Annotated in this window: 20 protein-coding genes; 9 read left to right on the top strand and 11 right to left on the bottom strand. The window is 65.4% G+C overall.

The genetic code is table 11. The features are described 5' to 3' along the window. Positions 1-53 precede the first annotated feature (53 nt). Positions 54-977 carry a polyprenyl synthetase family protein gene (locus tag RAD16_RS00615; protein WP_458155957.1) on the top strand — a complete coding sequence of 308 codons (924 nt, stop codon included), beginning with the start codon at positions 54-56 and terminating at the stop codon, positions 975-977. An 82-nt stretch (positions 978-1,059) separates the two neighbouring features. Continuing rightward, entirely contained in the window at positions 1,060-1,746 is a 687-nt protein-coding gene (locus tag RAD16_RS00610) for a DUF1345 domain-containing protein (RefSeq protein ID WP_458155956.1), read from the top strand. A 153-nt stretch (positions 1,747-1,899) separates the two neighbouring features. Here RAD16_RS00610 and RAD16_RS00605 read toward each other — a convergent pair whose 3' ends face one another. Next, positions 1,900-3,711, bottom strand: a complete 1,812-nt coding sequence (locus tag RAD16_RS00605) for a caspase family protein (RefSeq protein ID WP_458155955.1) — start codon at positions 3,709-3,711, stop codon at positions 1,900-1,902. A gap of 168 nt (positions 3,712-3,879) precedes the next feature. Next, positions 3,880-4,308, bottom strand: coding sequence for a GFA family protein (locus tag RAD16_RS00600; RefSeq protein ID WP_458155954.1), 429 nt, complete (start codon positions 4,306-4,308; stop codon positions 3,880-3,882). 94 nt (positions 4,309-4,402) lie between these two features. On the opposite strand from RAD16_RS00600, the gene RAD16_RS00595 reads away from it, so the two are divergent. From RAD16_RS00595 to RAD16_RS00585, 3 genes are all read left to right on the top strand, one after another. Further along, the gene (locus RAD16_RS00595; RefSeq protein WP_027542171.1) at positions 4,403-4,777 is read left to right on the top strand and encodes a nuclear transport factor 2 family protein; all 375 of its coding nucleotides are present in this window, start codon (positions 4,403-4,405) and stop codon (positions 4,775-4,777) included. A 156-nt stretch (positions 4,778-4,933) separates the two neighbouring features. Continuing rightward, complete coding sequence (gene bla, locus RAD16_RS00590) at positions 4,934-5,791, top strand: class A beta-lactamase (RefSeq protein WP_458155953.1); 858 nt, start codon at positions 4,934-4,936, stop codon at positions 5,789-5,791. 58 nt (positions 5,792-5,849) lie between these two features. Further along, positions 5,850-7,460: a Na+/H+ antiporter gene (locus tag RAD16_RS00585; protein WP_458155952.1), complete on the top strand. Its 1,611-nt coding sequence runs from the start codon at positions 5,850-5,852 to the stop codon at positions 7,458-7,460. Between the two features lie 30 nt (positions 7,461-7,490). Here the strand turns inward: RAD16_RS00585 and RAD16_RS00580 are convergent, their stop codons facing one another. Next, positions 7,491-8,312, bottom strand: a complete 822-nt coding sequence (locus RAD16_RS00580) for an N-acetylmuramoyl-L-alanine amidase (RefSeq protein WP_458155951.1) — start codon at positions 8,310-8,312, stop codon at positions 7,491-7,493. A gap of 329 nt (positions 8,313-8,641) precedes the next feature. Here RAD16_RS00580 and RAD16_RS00575 point away from each other — a divergent pair, with 329 nt between their 5' ends. Then, on the top strand, positions 8,642-9,481 hold the full coding sequence (locus RAD16_RS00575) for an outer membrane protein (RefSeq protein ID WP_458155950.1): 840 nt from the start codon (positions 8,642-8,644) through the stop codon (positions 9,479-9,481). 86 nt (positions 9,482-9,567) lie between these two features. Here RAD16_RS00575 and RAD16_RS00570 read toward each other — a convergent pair whose 3' ends face one another. The 4 genes from RAD16_RS00570 to RAD16_RS00555 all read right to left on the bottom strand — a co-directional run bounded on the left by RAD16_RS00570 (position 9,568) and on the right by RAD16_RS00555 (position 13,438). Further along, a complete protein-coding gene (locus RAD16_RS00570; protein WP_458155949.1) occupies positions 9,568-10,464 on the bottom strand; it encodes a TauD/TfdA dioxygenase family protein in 897 nt (298 codons plus the stop codon). A 194-nt stretch (positions 10,465-10,658) separates the two neighbouring features. Continuing rightward, positions 10,659-11,942 (bottom strand): flavodoxin-dependent (E)-4-hydroxy-3-methylbut-2-enyl-diphosphate synthase, encoded by a 1,284-nt coding sequence (gene ispG, locus RAD16_RS00565; protein ID WP_458155948.1) that lies wholly within the window; start codon positions 11,940-11,942, stop codon positions 10,659-10,661. A gap of 12 nt (positions 11,943-11,954) precedes the next feature. Beyond that, positions 11,955-12,908 carry a DMT family transporter gene (locus tag RAD16_RS00560; RefSeq protein WP_458155947.1) on the bottom strand — a complete coding sequence of 318 codons (954 nt, stop codon included), beginning with the start codon at positions 12,906-12,908 and terminating at the stop codon, positions 11,955-11,957. 35 nt (positions 12,909-12,943) lie between these two features. Next, positions 12,944-13,438: a Fur family transcriptional regulator gene (locus RAD16_RS00555; RefSeq protein ID WP_458155946.1), complete on the bottom strand. Its 495-nt coding sequence runs from the start codon at positions 13,436-13,438 to the stop codon at positions 12,944-12,946. Between the two features lie 156 nt (positions 13,439-13,594). On the opposite strand from RAD16_RS00555, the gene RAD16_RS00550 reads away from it, so the two are divergent. The 3 genes from RAD16_RS00550 to RAD16_RS00540 are packed head-to-tail and all read left to right on the top strand — an operon-like array spanning position 13,595 to position 16,804. Then, positions 13,595-14,077, top strand: a complete 483-nt coding sequence (locus RAD16_RS00550; RefSeq protein WP_458155945.1) for a MarR family winged helix-turn-helix transcriptional regulator — start codon at positions 13,595-13,597, stop codon at positions 14,075-14,077. Further along, the gene (locus RAD16_RS00545) at positions 14,070-15,236 is read left to right on the top strand and encodes an HlyD family secretion protein (RefSeq protein ID WP_458155944.1); all 1,167 of its coding nucleotides are present in this window, start codon (positions 14,070-14,072) and stop codon (positions 15,234-15,236) included. Before RAD16_RS00550 ends, RAD16_RS00545 begins: the two co-directional genes overlap by 8 nt. Before the next feature lie 11 nt (positions 15,237-15,247). Beyond that, a complete protein-coding gene (locus tag RAD16_RS00540) occupies positions 15,248-16,804 on the top strand; it encodes a DHA2 family efflux MFS transporter permease subunit (protein ID WP_458155943.1) in 1,557 nt (518 codons plus the stop codon). A gap of 155 nt (positions 16,805-16,959) precedes the next feature. On the opposite strand, the gene RAD16_RS00535 is transcribed toward RAD16_RS00540, so the two are convergent. From RAD16_RS00535 to pcaH, 4 genes are all read right to left on the bottom strand, one after another. Continuing rightward, entirely contained in the window at positions 16,960-18,048 is a 1,089-nt protein-coding gene (locus tag RAD16_RS00535; protein ID WP_458155942.1) for a phosphotransferase, read from the bottom strand. 49 nt (positions 18,049-18,097) lie between these two features. Continuing rightward, positions 18,098-19,789 (bottom strand): methyl-accepting chemotaxis protein, encoded by a 1,692-nt coding sequence (locus tag RAD16_RS00530; protein WP_458155941.1) that lies wholly within the window; start codon positions 19,787-19,789, stop codon positions 18,098-18,100. Positions 19,790-20,044: 255 nt separating this feature from the next. Further along, the gene (gene pcaG, locus RAD16_RS00525) at positions 20,045-20,647 is read right to left on the bottom strand and encodes a protocatechuate 3,4-dioxygenase subunit alpha (RefSeq protein WP_458155940.1); all 603 of its coding nucleotides are present in this window, start codon (positions 20,645-20,647) and stop codon (positions 20,045-20,047) included. Between the two features lies 1 nt (position 20,648). Then, positions 20,649-21,350 (bottom strand): protocatechuate 3,4-dioxygenase subunit beta, encoded by a 702-nt coding sequence (pcaH, locus tag RAD16_RS00520; RefSeq protein ID WP_458155939.1) that lies wholly within the window; start codon positions 21,348-21,350, stop codon positions 20,649-20,651. Positions 21,351-21,376 lie beyond the last annotated feature (26 nt).

The raw sequence follows: 21,376 nt of genomic DNA, 5'->3' as shown, positions 1-21,376 counted from the left end.
GGCGGGCGCATAAAGGATTGTCCCGCCGAATTTTAGTTCTGGAGCCCTTCTTGATGACCGGCACGTCCCCGTCCGATTTCGCCAAACGTCTGGACAAGACCGCTGATGACACCGAGGCCCTGCTCGGCCGCCTGCTGACGGACGATATCCTGCACGATGAGATCGCCCGGCCCAAGCGACTGATGGACGCAATGCGCTATTCGAGCCTGAATGGCGGCAAGCGCTTGCGGCCGTTCCTGGTGGTCGAGAGCGCCACCGTGTTCGGCGTGCCGCGCGAAGCGGCGTTGCTCGTGGGCGCCGCGCTCGAATGCATTCACTGCTACTCGCTGATCCATGACGATCTGCCGGCGATGGACAATTCCGACCTGCGCCGCGGCCGTCCCACCCTGCACAAGCAGACCGATGACGCGACCGCGATTCTCGCCGGCGACGGCCTGCTGACGCTCGCCTTCGACATCGTCACCCGCGACGAGATCCATCGCGACGCCAATGTGCGTCTGCTGCTGACGCGCGCGCTGGCGCGCTGCGCCGGCATCGGCGGCATGGTCGGCGGCCAGATGCTCGATCTCGCCGGCGAAGGCCGCTTCGGCGGCAACGAGCCGATCGATGTCGCCCGCATTCAGCAGATGAAGACCGGCGCGCTGCTGCGCTACGGCTGCATCGCCGGCGCGATCCTCGGCCAGGCCTCGCAGAAGGAATACCAGGCGCTCGACGATTACGGCCGCGCGCTCGGCGAGGCCTTCCAGATCGCCGACGACCTGCTCGACGTCGAAGGTGACGCGGCCGCCCTCGGCAAGCCGGCCGGCGCTGATGCCGCGCTCGGCAAGACCACCTTCGTCACGCAGCTCGGCATCGACGGCGCTAAGCAGCGCGTCCGCGACCTGCTCGCGCGCGCCGACAGCGCAGTGTCGATCTTCGGCGACCGCGCCGCCGTGCTGCAGGCCGCCGCGCGCTTCGTCGCCGAGCGGAAGAGCTGACGTAACGCACGACTTCACCTCGCCCCGCTTGCGGGGCGAGGGAGCCGGCCGCCGCCGCGGCAATAGCGATAGAGCCATCATCATGGCCACTGACAAAGACGATCCCGCCCTCGTCCGCTTCCGCAAGATGTCGCGGCCGGTGCGGCTGATCTATGCGCGGCCGCGCACCTTCATCGCGCTCGCAGCCGGCGTGCTGGTCTGCCTGCTGCTGCCGGGCTCGCACCGGCTGGTGACGCGGCTGCTATTCGGCTGGGACGCGCTGATCGCGGTCTATCTCGTACTGGTCTACGCGATGATGCTGGGCAACGACCACCAGCACATCCGCCGTGCGGCTGCGATGCAGGACGACGGCCGCTTCGTCATCCTGCTGGCGACGGCGACCGGCGCCTTCGCCAGCATTGCGGCGATCGTCTCCGAGCTCGGCACACCGCATCGCGGGGCATGGGAGCTGACGATCGCGATCACCACCATTGCGCTGTCCTGGGCTGCTGTGCACACGACCTTCGCGCTGCACTACGCTCATGATTATTACCGCCACCCGCCGGGCGGGCTGCAGTTTCCGAGCGGCGACAAGGAAGATCACGCCGACTATTGGGACTTCGTCTATTTCTCGTTCGTGATCGGCATGACCGCGCAGGTCTCCGACGTCGGCATCACCGACAAGACCATCCGCCGCACCGCCACCGCGCACGGCATCGTGTCATTCATCTACAACACGGCATTGCTGGCGCTGACGGTGAACATCGCGGCGAGCGCGATCTCGAATTGATCGTCCCGACTCCCGTGCGCAGTTGCGCACTAAAGCGCGATGAGATTTGGATGAATCGTCGTCGCGCTTTAGGTCGTTGTTTGAGCATGATCTTTTCGGAAAACCGCTGCGCACTTTTCCGGATCATGCTTTAGACCGGGACGACTCAAGAGATCAGTAACAAACCTCGGCATTGGCGTCGTTGCCGGGGCCGCCGCCGCCGCGATATTCGAGATGGCAGCCGCGGCTGACCGGACGGCAACCACTGCCGTTGCAGTAAACCTGCCCGCCACTCGAGGGACGGCTCGCGCCCGCGGCCGCAATGCCGGCAGCGGCACCAAAGCCGCCGGCCGCACCGCCGGCCTGACGGCGCTGCCGTGCGGGACGCTCGTCACCGTCGTCGCGCTTCGCTGTTGCAGGCTTGGACGGCTTGGCCGCGCGCTGCTTCTCGCATTCATTGTCGTCGTTGATCGCATAACCCTCACGGCAGACGATCTTGGAGCACTTGTCGCCATCGGCCTTGAAGCCGTGCTCGCAGACCAGCGGGCAGACGCGTGACGGCTTGGCCTTGACCGCGTCGAGCGCATCGGTGCTGGCGACCTTCACGTCGAGCTTGGTTCCGGCATAGCGGTTGAACTGCGACAGCGAGCGCTGCGAGGACGTCGTCCAGTTGCCGTCGGCCTGGCCCGAGAAGCAGCCCACACGGCCGAGCTCGGTCTGCACCGAGCGGGTGAGATCGGCCGGCATCGTCGCCGGCGTCAGGGACGCGACATTGGTGCCGGCCGGGCTCGCCGTGCTGACCGGCGCGGCAGTCGGCGCCGTGGCGGCGAGATTGACGCGCTGCTGCTCGGCAGCGGCGGCCTGCTGCTGCGCCTGCTCCTTGGCCTTCTGCGCGGCAAGCTGGGCCTGCTCGGCGGCCTTCGCATCGGCCGTAGCCTTGGCCTGCGCCTCCTTCTGCGCACCGAGCGCGGCCAGTCGATCGCGTTCGGCCTCGGCTTGCCTGGCCTTTTCGGTGGCCGCGGCATGCGCCTGCTCGGCGCCGATTTTCTCGACCTGAAGCTTGGCGAGGCTCGCATAGAAACCGTCGGGATGCTGGGCGAGGAAGGCATCCCACGCCGCCTTGTTGCCGACCTGGAGCGCGAGCTCGTAGTCGCGGCGGATATCGGCCTGCGGATTCACCACGGGCGCCGCGGGCGCTGCGGCCACCGCCTTGACCGGCACCAGCGGCACGTCCTCGCCGCCGAGCGAGCCATAGACGAATGGCTCCTGCTTGTTGCCGGTCGACTTCAGCACGTCGTCGCGCACGAAGCCGAAGGCGCGGCGGACGTCGAGGCCCGGGGTGGTCAGATGCTTCGACAGCGCAACCGTGAACGGGCTGTTGGCGCCGTCGCCGTCCTGCGCCGTGAAGCCGGCCTTGGCCGAATAGGCGATCAGCGTGTTGGGGCTGGTCGGCTCGACCTGGGCGAGGCCGCGGCCGATGCCGCGCGTCGCGAGGGTGCGCTTCATGGTCTTGCCGAACGGATTGTCGCGGCAGGCGTCCAGGATCACCAGGCGAAGCTGCTTGGCGGGTTCGACCGCAACCAGGACGCGGTCGAGCGAGAGCGCTTCGTCATAGACGTCGGTATCGCGCTCGAGCTTGGCGTCGACGGGGATCAGATAGTTGGAGCCTTCGACCTCGATGCCGTGACCGGCATAATAGACCACGGCGATGTCAGCATCGCGCGTCGCGTCGGCGAACTCGCGCAGCACACGCCGGGTGTCCAGCGCCGACAGATCGTGCCGGGAATCGACGATGTCGAAGCCAGCCTCCTTCAGCGTCTTCGCCATCACCGAACCGTCATTGACGGGGTTGGCGAGCGACGGCGCGTGCTGATAGGCCGAATTGGCGACCACCAGCGCGACGCGCTTTGCGGCGAAAGCTGGCCCGGCGCCGAGCAGCAGCGCGAGAGCGAGGAGAAGCGGACAAGATCTGAACAGGTTGCGCATGACACGACTTCCAGAAAAATCTTTGAGGCCGCTTTAGCAGGATTGACCGGCGGCGCTTGTGATGGAGGTCACCAAGGCGGCGCCGGCGACGGGCCAAAAGGCCCCTTAGGTTTGTCGCGCCAGCGCGGCTGGGGTTCGCCGACATCGGCGCGCGCAGGCCGGGTTCCCCTAGGCATCCCCGATATGCCCCCGATACTGCGGCAGATCGTCCGTAATCTCGTGCCATGGCGCCTTCGAGCCGACGAAAATATGGGCGCCGGGGCGGATCGAGGGGGCATCGACCAGGGTTCCCATGGCGACATGGACCCATTTTCCCTCGCGCACCCGGGAATAAAGCAGCGAGCCGCATCGGGCGCAGTGGGCGTCATGGGTGGTGTCGTCGCCGTAGATCAGCCGCTGGTCCTCGCCCTGGACGAGGCGGAGCTTGTGCTGCTCGATGCCCGCGAAGGGCTTGAAGGCGGCGCCGGTGGTGCGCCGGCAGTTCGAGCAGTGGCAGTTCATCGCGTAGGAGAACGCATCGGCGACCTCAAAGCGCACCGTGCGGCAATAGCATTCGCCTGTGAGGATACGAGCGTTCGAATTTTCTGATCCGGTCATAGCGAGGCCTTGGCGCAAATGGCTGACACACCCATAGCGCATTTTGATGTGTACGACTAAGTTCCGCCCCAAGCATCATTCAAAGGGATGACCCATGAGCCAGAACCGTTCGAGCGTCGAAGCTGTCGTGCAATCCTATTTCGACGGCCTCTATGAGGGTGATGCCGACAAGCTCGGCGCTATCTTCCATCCCTCTGCCGATTTGCGCTGGGTCGAGAAGGGCGAGTTGCAGGTGCTGACCGTGCCCGACTGGCTCGACCGCGTGCGCAAGCGTCCCTCGGGCAAGGCCGAAGGCAAGCCGCGCGAGGATTTCATCGTCACCATCGACCGCTCCGACGACAAGACCGCCTTCATCAAGGTCCGCTGCCAACTGCCGCCGCGCTTCTTCACGGACTATCTGGTGGCGATGAAGCTCGCCGATGGCTGGCAGATCGTGTCGAAATCGTACCGGTATGACCTGAGGGAGTGAGCACTCTTCGCCCTACTCACCGCGTTTCGTAGTCCGGACGCTCCATCCACATTCCCGTCATTGCGAGCGAAGCGAAGCAATCCAGACTCCCTCGCGGAGACAGCCTGGATTGCTTCGTCGCTTCGCTCCTCGCAATGACGATACCTGAAAGTCCCCATGCCCCTCGACCGCCGTACCCTGCTCGCCTCACTCTGCTGGATGGCCGCCTCTCCCGCGCTCGCCGCCGACGCGCCGCCTGAACTCGAAACCTATGAGCGTGAAAGCGGCGGGCGGATCGGACTCTACGCCGAAAACCTTGCGACCGGCGCCAAGCTCGGCTGGCGCGGCGGCGAGCGGTTCGTGATGTGCTCGACCTTCAAGGCGTCGCTTGCCGCCTGTGTGCTGGCGCGGGTCGATCGCGGCGAGGAGCAGCTTGCGGCCGTGATCCCTTACGGCCAGGGCGACCTGCTCGATTACGCACCGGTCGCCAAGCAAAATCTGGCGGCCGGCAAGATGTCGGTCGGCGAGATGTGCAAGGCCATCGTCGAGCTCAGCGACAACACCTGCGCCAATCTGCTGCTGGCGCGGGTCGGCGGGCCGGCCGCGCTCACCGCATTCTGGCGCACGCTCGGCGACACCACCACCCGGCTCGACCACAACGAGCCCGAGCTCAACCGCTCGCCGCCCGGCGATCCCCATGACACCACGACGCCCGCGGCGATGGCCGGCAATCTGAAGCGGCTCGTGATCGGCGAGGCGCTGTCGCCCGCCTCGCGCACCCAGCTCACCGAATGGATGGTGAACTGCAGGACCGGCGCGAACCGGCTGCGCGGCGGCCTGCCGGCAAGCTGGACAATCGGCGACAAGACCGGCAACAACGGCAAGGATGCATCCGGCGACATCGCGGTGGTCTGGCCAAAACCAGAAGCGCCGATCCTGATCACGGCCTACACGCAGGGCGGCAAGCCGACCGCCGCGCAGATCGAGGCCGTGTTCGCGCGCATCGGACGCATGGTGGCCGAACGGCTGGCGTAGGCCGCGCCGCATCGACCGCCGCATTGACCTCTTGGCCGCTTCCGGGCCAAGACAGGCCATGATCGCCGCGAAGTTTCAGACCTTCCTCATCCTGCTCGCCGTATTGGCGGGCACAGCGCTCGCCGCCCGCCGCTTCAACATCGCACCCGCCATTCTGCTGATGCTGGCCGGCGTCGGCCTTGCCTTCGTGCCGGGCATGCCGCCGGTGGAACTGCCGCCGGAACTCGTGCTGCTGATGGTGCTGCCGCCGCTGATCTACTCGGCGAGCGTCGCGATGAGCTGGCGCGAGTTCAAGAACAATCTGCGCCCGATCGTGCTGCTTGCGGTCGGCGCGGTGATCTTCACCGCGGCCATGGTGGCGACCGCCACGCATTATCTGATCGGCCTGCCCTGGACCATCGGCTTCCTGCTCGGGGCCATCGTCGCGCCGCCCGACGTGGTGGCGCCGCTCGCAATCGCGCGCCGGCTGAACTTGCCGCGCCGGCTCGTGGTCATCCTCGAGGGCGAAGGGCTCGCCAACGACGCCACCGCACTGATCCTCTACCGCTTTGCACTTGCCGCGATCGTGGTCGGCCATTTCTCGCTGCCTCTGGCGGCCGGAGAGTTTGCCCTCATCGTGGCCGGCGAGATCGCCTTCGGCATCGGCGTCGGCTGGCTTTCCCTCCGCTTCCGCAAATGGTCCGGGGATCCGCAGGTCGAGCTGACGCTGTCGCTGATCACGCCTTATGTCTCCTATTGGCTGCCCGAGCATGTCGGCGGCTCCGGCGTGATCGCCACTGTCGCCTGCGGCCTCTATGTGAGCTGGAACGGACCGCTGCTGATTTCCGCGTCGACGCGCCTGCAGGGCATCTTCTTCTGGGATCTCATCATCTACCTGATCGAAGGCCTGCTGTTCCTGCTCACCGGCTTCCAGATGCGCGCGCTCTACGAGAAGTCGAAGACGTTTCCGCTCGACGATATCCTGATCGCGACCGCCGTCGTCCTGGTCATCATCGTGATCGCACGCTTCGTCTGGCTCTATCCCGCGACCTATCTGCCGCGGATTCTCTCGAAGTCGCTGCGCCAGCGCGATCCGTCGCCGCCATGGCAATGGCCGTTCGTGCTCGCTTTCACCGGCGTGCGCGGCGCGGTGTCGCTCGCGGCCGCGCTGGCGCTGCCGTTCACGCTGCCCGACGGCGATGCTTTTCCCTATCGCGACCTGATCCTGTTCGTCGCGTTCGGCGTCATTTTCGTCACGCTGATCGGCGTCGGCCTGACGCTACCGCCGGTGGTGCGCTGGCTCGGCGTCGCCGAGGCCGGCCGCAACGAGCACGTCGCCGAGCACGAGGCCGAGATCGCCGCGCGTCGCCAGGCCCTCGACGCTGCGCTGAAATCGCTGGACGCGCTGACCGAGGAGAAGGAGGTCTCCGACGAGGTGATGCGGCTCCTGCGCGCGCGCCACGAAATCCGCGTCAACCAGCTGCCGGACTCGCTCGATCCCACCCACCACGACGTCTCCGCCGCCGGCACCGCGCTGACCCGCGAGCTGATCGCAGCCGAGCGCAAATTCATCCACGACCTCCTGCGCGACGGCCAGATCACCGACGAGACGAGGCGCCGGATCGAGCGCGATCTGGATCTGGAAGAGGCGAGCCTGGCGAACAGGGAGTATCGGGGAGGGCCGCTGTAGCCCTTCGTCATTGCGAGCCAACGGAGCAATCTACCGCTTCTCGCAAAACTCCCCGAACCCCGCAGCGACAGCTCGCGCAATCATCTCCTGCCGCTCCGACGAGTTCATCTCCATCTCCTCGTCGCGGTTGATGATCGAGCCGGCTTCGAGCAGCACCGCAGCACTCCGTGTCCGCGACAGCACGATAAGCCCGTCATAGCGGTACACACCGACATCCTTGTCGAGCAACTGGCGGCGGTAGCGGCCCATCACCGGCATTGTGTACTGGCTGGCATAATGCAGCCCCTGCTCCTTCAACTGCCGGCCGATCATCCGCGCCAGCGACAGGCTGGTGGTGAAGTGCGGATTCTGCTCCGACACGAACAGCGAGTGACCGGAAAAGCGATCGCTGAAATAGCTCTTCGAACCGTCGAACTCCCAGGTCTCGAGCAGCTTGTCCGGCACCGAATCGTGATGGATCGACAGGAAGAGATCGGCCCGGCCGTCATTGGCGGCACTGACCCGCTTGAACAGGCTCGGCCGCGCCTTGCCGTCGGTGACGAGCAGGCGGGTCGCGGCAAAACCTTCGGACTTGAGCTTTGCCGTGATGAGTTTTGCCAGCCGGACGTTGAAACCGAATTCCGGGTCATTGCGCGCGCTGAGGGCGCCGTAGGAGTCGGGAGTGTGCCCGGCGTCCACGACGATCCGGAATTTCGGCTTCTCACACTTGAGCGGCGATTCCGGCGGCTTCGGCTTGGGCTTCGCCAGCTTTCGCGCGGCGAGGGCGGTATCAATGGGGACAAGCCAGGACAGCAGGACCGACGCGACGAGCGGTGCAACGAGAGCTACGATGATGCTGCGCGATGGCCTCAAGCGCTACTCCGCTGCCGCGATCCGCGGCCGTCGACGAAGCCCGCGACATCGCCGAAACGCTCCAGCCTCACCGCAGGCACGGCTTCCGAAAGAATTCTATTGTCCTCGGCGCGGAGCATGGCTGATCCTCCGACATCTTTTCGGGAAGATTGGCGCAGGCGACGCGGGGCGTCAACGCGGGGCTTGCAGCGCCCTGGTCCCTCCTTTTTCGTCATGGCGACCACTCTTTCGGGAAATTTCGGAGGTGTTGCAGATGGGTGACGGACTTGGGCGGGGTGAGCGCCGTAACTTGTGGGCACATTGAAATCTGATTTGGTTGGGGGCCAAAGATGGTGAAGAGCGCGCTGACGGTCGCGGCTATTTCTGTGTTGATGGTCGGCGCCGCTTCTGCAGCCGACATGGCAGTGAAAGCTCGCCCTGCACCGGCCGCGGCTCCCGTTTTCTCCTGGAGCGGGTGTTATGTCGGCGGTAACGCAGGCTACGCGCGTGCAGAGGTCAGGTCGGATGGCACCCCCAACGCCATCTTTGCGGGCCTGTCGCCGGCTGGCACCGCCGCGATATTGACGTCGGCATCCGCCGCAAAAGTTACGCCGGATGGCTTCACCGCAGGTCTCGGAATTGGCTGCAACTACCAAAGCGGCATCTTCGTCATCGGCGCCGAAGGCGATATCAATTACAGCGACCTTGGCGCACAACACATTCGAGGCCCCTTTGCAAACGCGGCGCCCGTTGTTCCGTACACCTGGGAAGAGCGGTTCCATTCCAATTGGTTCGCAACGGCGCGAGCGCGAGCCGGCGTCGTGGTCGCCGAGCGCAGTTTGCTGTACGTGACCGGCGGCGCGGCCTTTGCCGAATTCAACTGGCTCAAGGCACTCGATTTTCCTGGGTTCGCAGGATTCCGGTATCAAGCGAGCGGGTCTGACAGCAAGCTCGGTTGGGTCGTGGGCGCCGGCTGGGAGTACGCGTTCAACAACAATTGGTCCGCCAAGGTCGAATATTTGCACATGGATTTCGGAAGCTCGTCCGGAACGACTCCGACTCCTGCCGCTGTCGCTGCGGGACCGGCCGCAGGTGCGGCCTGGTCGATCTCGAATAATTTCCGTGAAGACGTGGTGCGCGTGGGTGTCAACTATCGCTTCAGCGGCGGCGCGGTCGTCGCGAAGTACTGATCACCTGCTGACCGAAAGACTTCAAAAGCCCCGGCGTCGCCCGGGGCTTTCTTCGTTCATGCCGGGCCGCCCGCATTGCAGCTCCTTCACACCGGCCGTTCCCCCTTCACCGTCACGCGCGTGCCCGAGCGCGTATGCGGCCAGTAATCCCACATCGCGCGGTGCTGGGTGCAGCGGTTGTCCCAGAACGCGATGGCGTTCTCGGTCCAGCGGAAGCGGCACTGGAACAGCGGGTTCTCGGCGTGCTGGTAGAGATAGGCGAGCATCGCGTCGCTCTCGTCGCGCGGGATGCCGTTGATGTGGCGGGTGAAGCCGCGATTGACGTAGAGCGCCTTCTTGCCCGTGACCGGATGGGTGCGCACCACGGGGTGTTCGGCGTTCGGATAGGACGGACGGTCGGCGACGCCATAGTTCGCATAGAGGCCGCGATAGATCGGCTCGCCGTCATGCAGCGCGGTGAGGCCATCAAGATAGGCCTTCATGCGGTCCGACAACGCCTCATAGGCCGCATACATGTTGGCGAACAGCGTGTCGCCGCCGCGCGGCGGGCATTGCTTGATGTAGAGGATCGAGCCCATCGGCGGCTCGAGATCGCAGGAGACGTCGCTGTGCCAGCCCTCACCATTGGCGCGCGGCGAGTTCTTGTCGGCGTAGATTTTCATCAGCGCCGGATCTTCGTCCTCGTGCGGAGCGGCGGGATGAAAATGCAGCTCGCCGAACTTGCGGCCGAAGGCCAGATGCTGCTTCGGCGTGATCTGCTGGTCACGGAAGAAGATGACGAGATTTTCGGCGAGCGCGCGGTGGATCTCGTCCATCTGCCGGTTGGAACGGGCATCGCCCTCGACGAGCGTGCCGATATCGACGCCGGAGATTTCCGCACCGATGATGGGGGTGAGCTTTTCGACCGCGATGGTCTCGTAAGGCGTGCCGTCATCCGTCGTGTGGCGATAGCGCGGGCCCTGCTTGCCGGCGAGTGAGCTCATGGGGGTGTCTCCCGATCATTCTTGATTGGGAGGCATCGTAGCCCGGATGGAGCGAAGCGCAATCCGGGAACAGTCTAACAGCGTACGCACGGCTCCGGATTTCGCTTCGCTCCATCCGGGCTACGGTCGCGCAAAAAATAAGGCGGGTTACGCTTCGCGAACCCGCCCTACGATTCCGATGTTTTAGGAGAGGCTCACTCCGCCGCTGATACCGGCACCTTGGCGCCCTGGCCGTAGCGCTGGTCGATGTAGTCGATCACCAGCGCCTTGAAGTCGGCGGAGATGGTCGGACCGCGCAGCGTGCGGAACTTCTTGCCGTCGACGAACACGGGCGCGGCCGGCGCTTCGCCGGTGCCGGGCAAGGAGATGCCGATATTGGCGTGCTTGGATTCGCCGGGGCCGTTGACGATGCAGCCCATCACCGCGACGTTGAGCTCCTCGACGCCGGGATATTTGCTCTTCCAGTTCGGCATCTCGTCGCGGATGAAATCCTGGATCGAGCGCGCCAGCTCCTGGAATGTGGTCGAGGTGGTGCGGCCACAGCCGGGGCACGCGGCCACCAGCGGCACGAAGGTGCGGAAGCCCATGGTCTGCAGCAGTTCCTGGCCGACCTGCACCTCGCGGGTGCGGTCGCCGCCGGGCTCCGGCGTCAGCGAGATGCGGATGGTGTCGCCGATGCCCTGCTGCAAGAGGATGCCGAGCGCGGCCGAGGACGCCACGATGCCCTTCGAGCCCATGCCGGCCTCAGTGAGACCGAGATGGATGGCGTAGTCGGAGCGGGACGCGAGGTCCTGATAGACCGCGATGAGATCCTGTACCGCCGAGACCTTTGCGGAGAGGATGATGCGATCCTTGGGCATGCCGAGCTCTTCGGCGCGCGCGGCCGAGAGCAGCGCGGACTGCACCATGGCCTCGCGCGTCACCGCGCGGACGTCGCGCGGATTGGCGGAGGCGGCGTTCTCGTCCATCAGCTTGGTCAGCAGCTCCTGATCGAGCGAGCCCCAATTGGCACCGATACGGACCGGCTTGCTGTTCTTGTTCGCGATCTCGATGATGTCGGCGAACTGGGTGTCGCGCTTGTCCTTGAAACCGACATTGCCGGGATTGATGCGGTACTTGGCGAGCGCTTCGGCGCAGGCCGGATAGGCCGCGAGCAGCTTGTGGCCGATGTAGTGGAAGTCGCCGATCAGCGGCGTGGTGATGCCGCGCTTGGCGAGGCCGTCGCGGATGTGCGGAACGGCGGCTGCGGCCTCTTCACGGTCCACGGTGATGCGAACCATTTCGGAGCCGGCGCGCGCAAGCGCTGCGACCTGGGCGATGGTGCCGTCGATGTCGGCGGTGTCGGTGTTGGTCATCGACTGCACGACGATCGGCGCACCGCCGCCCACACTGACGTCGCCGACCTTGACCTGGGTGGTGCGGTGCCGGGGCGCGGGGCCCGCGATGTCGGAATCGAGAGGGTTTTCGAGCTTGTTCATGGCGTCCAAATATCAGGTTTTGGTGACGTTCAGCAATGCATCGCGCGGCGCCGCAGCCGTTTGGCTGGGACGGTTAACCAGAAAAAGCCCAGCAATTACAAGGACCGCGGCGGCCCCGAATGTCAGGCTTAGGGTGTCGTGCATGATGAAATAGCTACCCACCACGCCAAACAAAGGGGTGATGAAGGTAAAAGCCGACAATTTGCTGGCCGAATAGGCCTTCACCAGCGCGAACCAAAGCGTGAACGTGGTTCCAACCACCCAGATCGCCTGGAAGGCCAGCAGGCCGATCGAGAGCGGCGATGGCGTGTGGGTGATGGTCTCGCCGAACAGCCAGGCCGCCGTGCCGAGGATCGGGATCGAGATCGCAACCTGATAGCCGAGCGCCTTCTCGGGCGCTGCGAAACGCAGCCGCGTGCCCTTGGCGACCAGCGTGGTCGCGGCCCAGAGCGAGGCGCCGAGCACGATCAGGAGATCGCCGAGCAGGACGTGGGAATCGACATTGGGCTGCGGCACGCCGATCGCGAGCGCGACGCCGGCAAAGCTCACCGCGAGGCCCAGCCATTGCGAGCCGCCAAGCCGCTCGCCGAGCACCTGATAGGAGCCGAGCGCGACGAAGAATGGCGCGGTGTAAAGGAACACGACTGCGCGGGAGGCGGACGTCAGGCGCAGGCCCTGGAAAATCAGCACGAACTCGATGCCGAACATCAGCCCGGCGATCAGACCAGCCTTCCAGGTCCCATCATTCTCGAAGAATTTGACGCCGCGCAGCGTGCCGATCAGAAACAGCACCGGCAGCGCGCCCATCGAGCGGATCATCGCCTGCAGCATCGGCGGCACGTCCGGCAGCACCAGCTTCACCGCGATCTGGTTGAAGCCCCAGGTCAGGCACAGCATCAGCATCAGGGCAATGGCGCCGGCGCTGAGAGGGCGCGCGGCGGATGGGTTGGCGTGAGGTGAGGACATTTCTTCCCGGCTACCGGCTTTGCGCCGTTGTTGCTTTAGGCAGTTTTCTGACAATGGGCGCACACGCCCGTGATCTCCACCACGGACAGTTTTGGTGCGAAGCCTGAGCTGCGCGCCGCCGCATTGAGGTCCTTGGCGAAGGACGCCGACGAGACCTCGCCGACGAGGCCGCAGCGCTCGCAGATCAGGAACGCCACCGCCGATGTCGAGTCGTGGTCGTGGGCGGCGCAGGCGAGATAGGCGTTGCGGCTTTCGATGCGGTGCACGAGGCCGTTGGCCATCAAAAAATCGAGAGCGCGATAGACCGTGATCGGCGCCGGCCGCGCCATCGACTTGGCCAGCTCGTCGATCACCTCGTAGGCGCCGAGCGGCCGATGACTGGAGAGCAAGGCGCCCAGCACCTGGCGGCGGATCGGCGTGAATTTCTGCGCGCGCTGCTCGCAAACCTCCTCGGCATGGGCCAGCGCGTCCGCGGTGCAGCGGCCGTGATCGTGGTCGGGCGCGGGAAAGGCCGGCTTTGCGAGGGTCATGTCGCCCGCCTTCTAGCATTTCGGCGCGAGAACCCAAAGCACGACCGGCCAAGCGGCTGCCAGCCATGCTCTTGCCGCGGGACAGCGTCCCGTTAACCCGCCATGAAATAATCATAAGCTTGCTTATTATATTCAAGCTTATTGGAGACCAAGCTTATGACCCGCGGGTCCGTCGACCAGAACTTCCTGTTCACGCTCGGTGAGCTCTACCGCCTGCTGCGCGTCTATGCGGACAAGGAGGCCTCGCGCTTCGGCATCACCCGCGCCCAGTGGGCGGTGCTGGCCAAGGTCGAGCGCAGCGAGGGCATGAAGCAGTCGGAACTCGCCGAGCTCCTGGAGATGCAGCCGATCACGCTGACGCGGCTGATCGACAAGCTGTGCGACAGCGACTGGATCGAGCGCCGCAGCGACGCCTCGGACCGCCGCGTCAAACGCCTCTATTTGAAAAAGGCCGGGCGGCAGCTGCTCGGCAAGATGAGCGGCCTGAAGTCGGAGCTCACCGCGAACGCGCTCGACGGCATCAACCCGGCGGATGCCCACCGGCTTCTCACCCAACTCGAAACAATCAAGGAAAACGTGCGGAACGCGATCCAGGCCTCTGGGGCGGAACAAGCGCGTAAGGAGCAGCGCTATGGCTGATCAGGTCCTCAAATTCCCGCCCGAGCAGAAGAGCGACAGCGGCAAGCCCACCAAGAAGGCCGGCACCGAGCCGCGCCGCCGCCTGATCGCGGGACTGCGCCGCTATCGCCGCGTCCTGCTGATGGTCGTGCTGCCCACCGTCGTCGCCATCGGCGGCGTCACCTTCTATTTGCATGGCGGCCGCTATGTCGGCACCGACGATGCGTATGTCGGCGCGCAGAAGGTGCTGGTGACGCCCGACATCTCCGGCAAGATCGAGAAGGTCGTCGTGAAGGAAGGCCAGCTCGTCAAGCAGGGCGACGTGCTGTTCGAGATCGACCCGGTGCCGTTCCGCCTCGCGGTCGACGAGGCCAAGGCGCAGCTGATGCAGGCGCAGACGACCTATGACAACCTTCGTGCCAACATCAAGATCTACGGCGACATGCTCGATCTCGCCCAGAAGGGCGTCGACCTGAAGCAGCGCGACGTCGAGCGCAAGCAGGCGCTGGTCAAGAACAGCTTCGGCTCGCAGCTCGACCTCGACAACGCGTCGAACGCGTTGGTGACCTCAGGCTCGATCGCGCAATATGTCAGGCAGCAGATCTCGACCGCGAAGACGCAGTTGCTCGGCGACATCGATCTCCCGCTGGAGAAGTTCCCGCCTTACGCGCAGGCCAAGTCCAAGCTCGACAATGCCGAGCGCAATCTCGACCACGCCGTGGTGCGCGCGCCGATGGGCGGCGTCGCGACGCAGGTCGAGCAGATCCAGCTCGGCCGCTACGTCACCGCGGGCATGGCGGTGTTCTCCATCATCGACGTCGCCCATCCCTGGGTCGACGCCAATCCGAAGGAGAGCGACCTCACCCACGTCACCGAGGGCCAGCCCGTCACGCTCGAGGTCGACGCGTTCCCGAACCACGTCTTCAAAGGCAAGATCGGCTCGCTCTCGCCCGGGACCGGCGCGCAATTCGCGATCCTGCCGCCGCAGAACGCCACCGGCAACTTCGTCAAGGTGGTGCAGCGCGTGCCGATCCGCATCTATTTCGACGAGAGCGACAAATACGTGAAGAAGCTGAAGGCCGGCATGAGCGTCTACGCCACCATCGACACCGGCCACCAGCGCTCGCTCGCCGGCCTGCTCGGCCTGTCCGCGACCGCGGGCCAGGACAAAGAAGACTGAGGACTGAGCCGATGTCCGGCCCCAACGCCAGCTTGATGGTCCCCGGCCTGCGCCGGAACATGGTGACGATCTGCGCCATGACGGCGACCATCATGCAGGCGCTGGACACCACCATCGCCAACGTCGCCCTGCCATACATGCAGGGCACGCTGTCGGCTTCGCAGGACCAGATCAACTGGGTGCTGACCTCCTACATCGTCGCCGCCGCGATCATGACGGCGCCAGTGGGCTGGATCTCCAACCGCTACGGCCGCAAGCGCATCTTCGTCATCTGCGCCGCCGGCTTCACCTTCGCCTCCGTGCTGTGCGGTCTCGCGCAGGACATCAACCAGATGGTGCTGTTCCGCCTGCTGCAAGGCGTGTTCGGCGCCGCGCTGGTGCCGCTGTCGCAGTCGGTCATGCTCGACTATTACACTCTTCAGGAACGCGCCAAAGCGATGTCGATCTGGGGCATGGGCGTGATGATGGGCCCGATCATGGGCCCCTCGCTCGGCGCCTGGCTGACCGAGACCTATTCCTGGCACTGGGTGTTCTTCGTCAATCTGCCGTTCGGCGCGATCACCGTGCTCGGGCTGATCGTCTTCATGGACGAGACCGAGAAGAACCTCAGCCTCAAATTCGACTGGTTCGGCTTCGGCGCGCTGGCGATCGCGATCGGCGCGCTCCAGCTCGCACTCGACCGCGGCGAGCAGCTCGACTGGTTCGAATCGGTCGAGATCGTGACCGAGTTCGCCGTCTCCGGCGTCGCCTTCTATTACTTCTTCGCCCACTCCTTCACGACATCAAAACCGTTCATCCAGTTCGCGCTGTTCAAGGACCGCAACTTCCTCACCGGCTGCATCTTCATGACGGTGATGGGGCTCGTGCTGTACTCGACCATGGCGCTGGCCTCGCCTTACCTGCAGAACGTCATCGGCTATCCCATCATCACCGCCGGCGGCCTGCTCGCGAGCCGCGGCTTCGGTACCTTCTTCGCCATGATGATGGTCGGCCGCATCATGCGCTACATCGAGGCGCGCACGCTAATCATCTCGGGCCTGACGCTGACGGCGGCCTCGCTGTTCCAGATGACTGGCTGGACTGACCAGACCCAGGTGCCGGAGATCGTCATCGTCAGCGTGATCCAGGGCTTTGGCTTCGGCCTCGTCTTCGTGCCGCTCTCGACCGTGTCGTTCCTGACGCTGCCGAACCATTTGCGCACCGACGGCACCTCGATGCTGACGCTGCTGCGCAACGTCGCAAGCTCGGTCGGCATCTCCATCGTGATCGCCGAGCTGACCCAGGGCACGCGCAAGACCTACGCGATCCTGTCCGAGCACATCAATCCGTTCAACCACGCCCTGCAGATGCCTGATGTCCGCGGCATGCTCAACCTCTCCACCGACGCCGGCCGCGCGATGGCCGACAGGATCGTCAGCATCCAGGCGCAGATCATCGCCTTCGCGCACGACTACCAGGTCATCATGATCTTCATCCTCTGCACCATTCCGCTGGCGCTGATGATCGGCTCGACCAAGGCGACGCTGCGCAAGCAGGCGGCGGGGCCGGAACATGCGGTGATGGAGTAGGAGGGCGCCCACCGTCATTGCGAGCCACCGGGTCCGCGCGTCGCGCGGCCCGATGACAGGCTCCGCGAAGCAATCCAGACTGTATCCGCGGAGGCAGCCTGGATTGCTTCGTCGCAAGCGCTCCTCGCAATGACGGCCTGCTGCGTGCGAGTCCCCTACAACAACTCCTCGCAGCCGAGATCCTCGACCGCCATCATCACCCGCTCCAGATTGTTCCACCAGATCAGCGGCGGGATGTTGATGGCCCATTGCCAGACCGGCTTGGTGATGTGCCAGAGCACCGACCGACGATAGTCCTGGTCGAGCGCACCGCGCGAGTAGCCGCGAACGCCATTCGCGATCAGCGTCTCATGATAATGATTGAGTAGCACACGCTCGAGCGCCTGCCGGCGCTCGGGATACCATTGCATGGCCATCATGTAGGCGAGATCACCGGTCGGCACGTTGATGCGCCACTGGTCGAAATCGAAGATGCGTACGGTGTCGGCGACGCCGGCGCGCGGCAGCATGAAGTTCCAGATGTGGGCGTCGCCATGAGCGACGGTGAGATGCCGACGGGAATGATAGCGCTCAAGCAGCCGGCCCGACTGCTCGATGAACCGGCGGAAGAGAATGCGCCGCTCTTCGCTGAGGCGGTCCCCGAGGAGATCGGCGAAACGATCATAGTGGCCGGCGAATGTCTCGATGAGTCTTCCGTAATCCTCGGTGCTCATCCAGTTGCCGACGGTGTCGCCGAGACTGGGGTGATCCCACCAAGCGGCATGCCAGCGCGCGAGTGTCGTGACGATCGCGATCGACTGATCGTGCGACGGCGGCAACGGCCATTGCGTCGCGACCTCATGACTGTCGGTGAGATCCTCGAGCAGGAGATGCCAGTCCGTGCCCTCCTCGTCGAAGTGCCCGCCGAAACAGCGTGGCACCAGCCCTGGCGGCATGCTCGGTGCCAGCTTCGTATAGAAGGCCACCTCGTGCCGACCGCCCTGCGCGAGGGTCTTGGCAAAATTGGCATGAGGCGTTTTGAGGATCAGGTTCTGCGGAGAACCAGCGGACTCCCCGACATAGCGCAGACCGAGCCGGGTAATATGCGACACCAGGGTGTCGCGGTCATCCAGCACCTTCACCTCGCGCACCGCGCCGGCGTCCAGCACGCCGCTCTTGCGCAGTGCAGCCGTCAGGCGGGCCGGCTCAACGACGGCCGGCAATTGTGGAGGTGTCATAGCCATGATGCCCCTGCCCCGCGCCATACTGCACGATCACAAGTCCGGGCACCAGCCGACGGCCGGATGCCCAGGCTCAAGCCGCGGCGGTCGAGTCCCGTACGGTCCGGACCACGACCGACCGCAGCTGTTCGAGATTGCCCGCCATGCCGGCGATCGCCCGCCTGACCTCCGCGGCGCGCTCGTTCACGGAGGCGGCGTCGCGGCTGACATTGCCGATCTTGGCGGAAACTTCCTTGGCGGCAGCCGCCGATTCCGAGATCGAGCGGGCGATCTCCCGGGTCGCGGCGTCCTGCTCTTCCATCGCGGCGGCGACCGAGGTCGCGACGCCGTCGATCTCGACGATGTGACCGCCCATGGTTTCGACGGCATCGACCGCAGCCTGGGTCGAGGCCTGGACCTCGGCGATCAGCCGGGTGATCTCCTCGGTGGATTTGGCGGTCTGGTCGGACAGGGATTTCACCTCGGCGGCGACCACCGCAAAGCCGCGGCCGGCGTCGCCGGCGCGCGCCGCCTCGATCGTGGCGTTGAGCGCCAGAAGGTTGGTCTGGCCGGCGATGCCGCCGATGAGGTCGGAAACCTCCGCGATCTTCTTCACCGCGCCCGCCAGCGCCTGGATGGTCGAACGCGCCTGCTCGCGGCCGGCGACCGCCGATTTGGTGACCGTGCTGGTCCGCGCGACCTGCGTTGCGATTTCCCGGATCGAGGCGCTCAGCTCTTCGGCGGCGGCCGACACGGTCTGCGAGCTGCCGAGCGCCTGGGTGGAGGCGGCGGCAACCGCCTGCGATTCCGAGGACAGCGACCGGGCGATCTCGGACAGGCTGGACGCGGCCCGCTCGACGCCCTGTGTCGTCGCACTCGCGGTGTCGACCGAACGGCCAGTCTCGCGCTCGACGGTCTCGGCCATCTGCTGCAGCGCGCCGCGCTTGGCAAGCGCGGCTTCCTGCTCCTTGCGCAGTTGCTCCTCGCGCAGCCGCGCGTTCTCGACCGCGGCCTCCTTGAACACCTGCAGCGCACCGGCCATCGAGCCGACCTCGTCCTGGCGGTACGCGAACGGAATGTCGGCGGCGAGATCGCCGGTCGAAAGCTTCTGCATCGTACCCGTCATGCGCACGATCGGGCGCACCACACCCAGCGCGACGCCGAGCAGGCCGGCGGCGATGAAGGCGAGGACGGCGGCGGAGACGCCGAGCAGGACATAGAGCATCGCGCTGTCGCGATCCGCGGCCAGCTTCTCCATATCAGCGTTCTGCTTGTTGGCGCTCTCGACGATGCTGTCGATCACGGCGCGATGCGCGGCATAGGCGTCCTTGAGCTGCGCATAGGCGCGCTCGGCGGCGGCCGTGTCCTTGGCCTTGAGGGCCGGCAGGAGCTGGTCGGACAGCAGCTTCCAGAACTTCTGCACCTCGGCATCGGACTTCGACACCAGCGCCGTCTTCAGGTCGGCGCCGAGGCTGGACGTGACCCAGAAGGCCTTGCGCTCGTCGTAATCCTTGCGGAGTTGGACCAGGCGGTCGCCATGGGCGGCGAGCTGGTCCGGCTCGCGCATGGCGAGGGTCGCCTCGAGATAGGCCTCGATGATGTATTCCGGCGGCGGCAGGATGTCCGCAATCAGGTCGTTGCCGAGCTTGATGTCGGAGTAGAGCGGGCCACCGACCTTGAGCTCGCGCAGGGCATAGAGGCTGGTGGAAACGACCGCCGTGAAGCCGATCGCGAGCACGATCCCGAATGCGACGATCGCGGAAGACAACGACAGGCGAATTTTCATGGGCAATCCAGGCGCGAATCAATTCCGCATTAAGCCTAGAGCGATGCGGTAAATACGGGATTGCTCGCGCGCGAGCCGGACGAAAAGCTCCGCAAGGCTACGGGAATTGTCCGCCGGTGATTAGTTTTAGGGCAGCGAAGCTGATACACGGAGGCAAGATCGGCCGTATCACACCAGCGCGCGTCGCGGCGCCGGGCCGTCGGTGCGCTGTGTGAGAAGCTGCGCCGGGGATTCGGTATCGCCGGCGCCCATGCTTCAAACGTCGAAAAACACCGTCTCGTCATCGCCCTGCAGGCGCAGGTCGAGCCGATAGACCGCCTTGCCGGCCTCGCGCACCGCGATCAGCGTGGCGCGGCGATCGGCGGGCACCAGAGCCAGCACGGGATCGGCGGCGTTGCCGGCCTCGTCGCTAAAATAGATGCGGGTGTAGAGATGCCGCAGCATGCCGCGACCAAACACCGCAAGCACGATGTGCGGCGCCTGCGGCTTGCCATCGGGATCGGGCACGACGCCGGGCTTGATGGTTTCGAAGGAATAATTGCCGTCCTTGTCGGTGCCGCAGCGGGCAAAGCCGCGGAAGCTCGCGTTCGGCAGCGCGCGCTTGTCCTGGGGGTCGGCAAAGCGGCCCTGGGAATCCGCCTGCCAGATCTCCAGCATGACATCCGGCACGACGACGCCGTCGCCGTCGAACACGCGGCCCTCGATGCGGACGCGATCGCCGGTGGCGTCGGGCGTCAGCGTCGAGTTGGTGAACGCGTCGTTCCACGAATACTCGCCGGTCGGCGTCAGGCCGTATTTGAAGAACGGACCGACCGTTTGCGAAGGGGTGATCCCGTCGGGCTTCACTGAATCCTGCACGTTAGTGGTTCTCCATGGGCGTGGCGTTCTTGCCGCGCAGCACGATGTCAAAGCGGTAGCACAGCGCCCATTCCGGCTGGGTGTTCTCGAGGTCGAACGACGACACCATCCGCGCCCGCGCCTTCTCGTCCGGCACCGAGTTGAAGATCGGGTCGAACGGGAACAGCGGATCGGCGGGGAAATACATCTGCGTCACCAGGCGCGTGACGAAGGAATGGCCGAACACCGACAGATGGATATGCGCCGGGCGCCAGGCGTTGTGGTGATTGCCCCACGGATACGCGCCGGGCTTGATCGTCACAAACCGGTAGTAGCCGGAGGCATCGCTCTGGGTGCGGCCCGCACCGGTAAAATTCGGATCGAGCGGCGCCGGATGCTGGTCGCGGACATGAACGTAGCGGCCGCAGGAATTGGCCTGCCAGATCTCGACCAGCGAGTTCGGCACGCCGCGGCCGTCCTCGTCGCGCACGTGGCCGTGCACGATGATGCGCTCGCCGATCGGCTCGCCGCTGTGCTGGGTGGTGAGATCGCTGTCGCCCTCGCGCACGGTCTCGTGGCCGTAGACCGGGCCGGTCAATTCCGACAGCGTGTGGCGCATCGGGATCAAGGGCTTGTTCGGCGCGCGCTTGATCGAGCTCTTGTATTCGGGCGACAGCGGCAGCGGATGCGCCTTGTTGCTGTCGGTGGGATAGATGAATGTCATGGGCGAACTCCTCCCCGGCCATTTTG

Source organism: Bradyrhizobium sp. 18BD, assembly GCF_054185225.1.
This window is presented reverse-complemented; position numbering and strand designations above follow the sequence as displayed.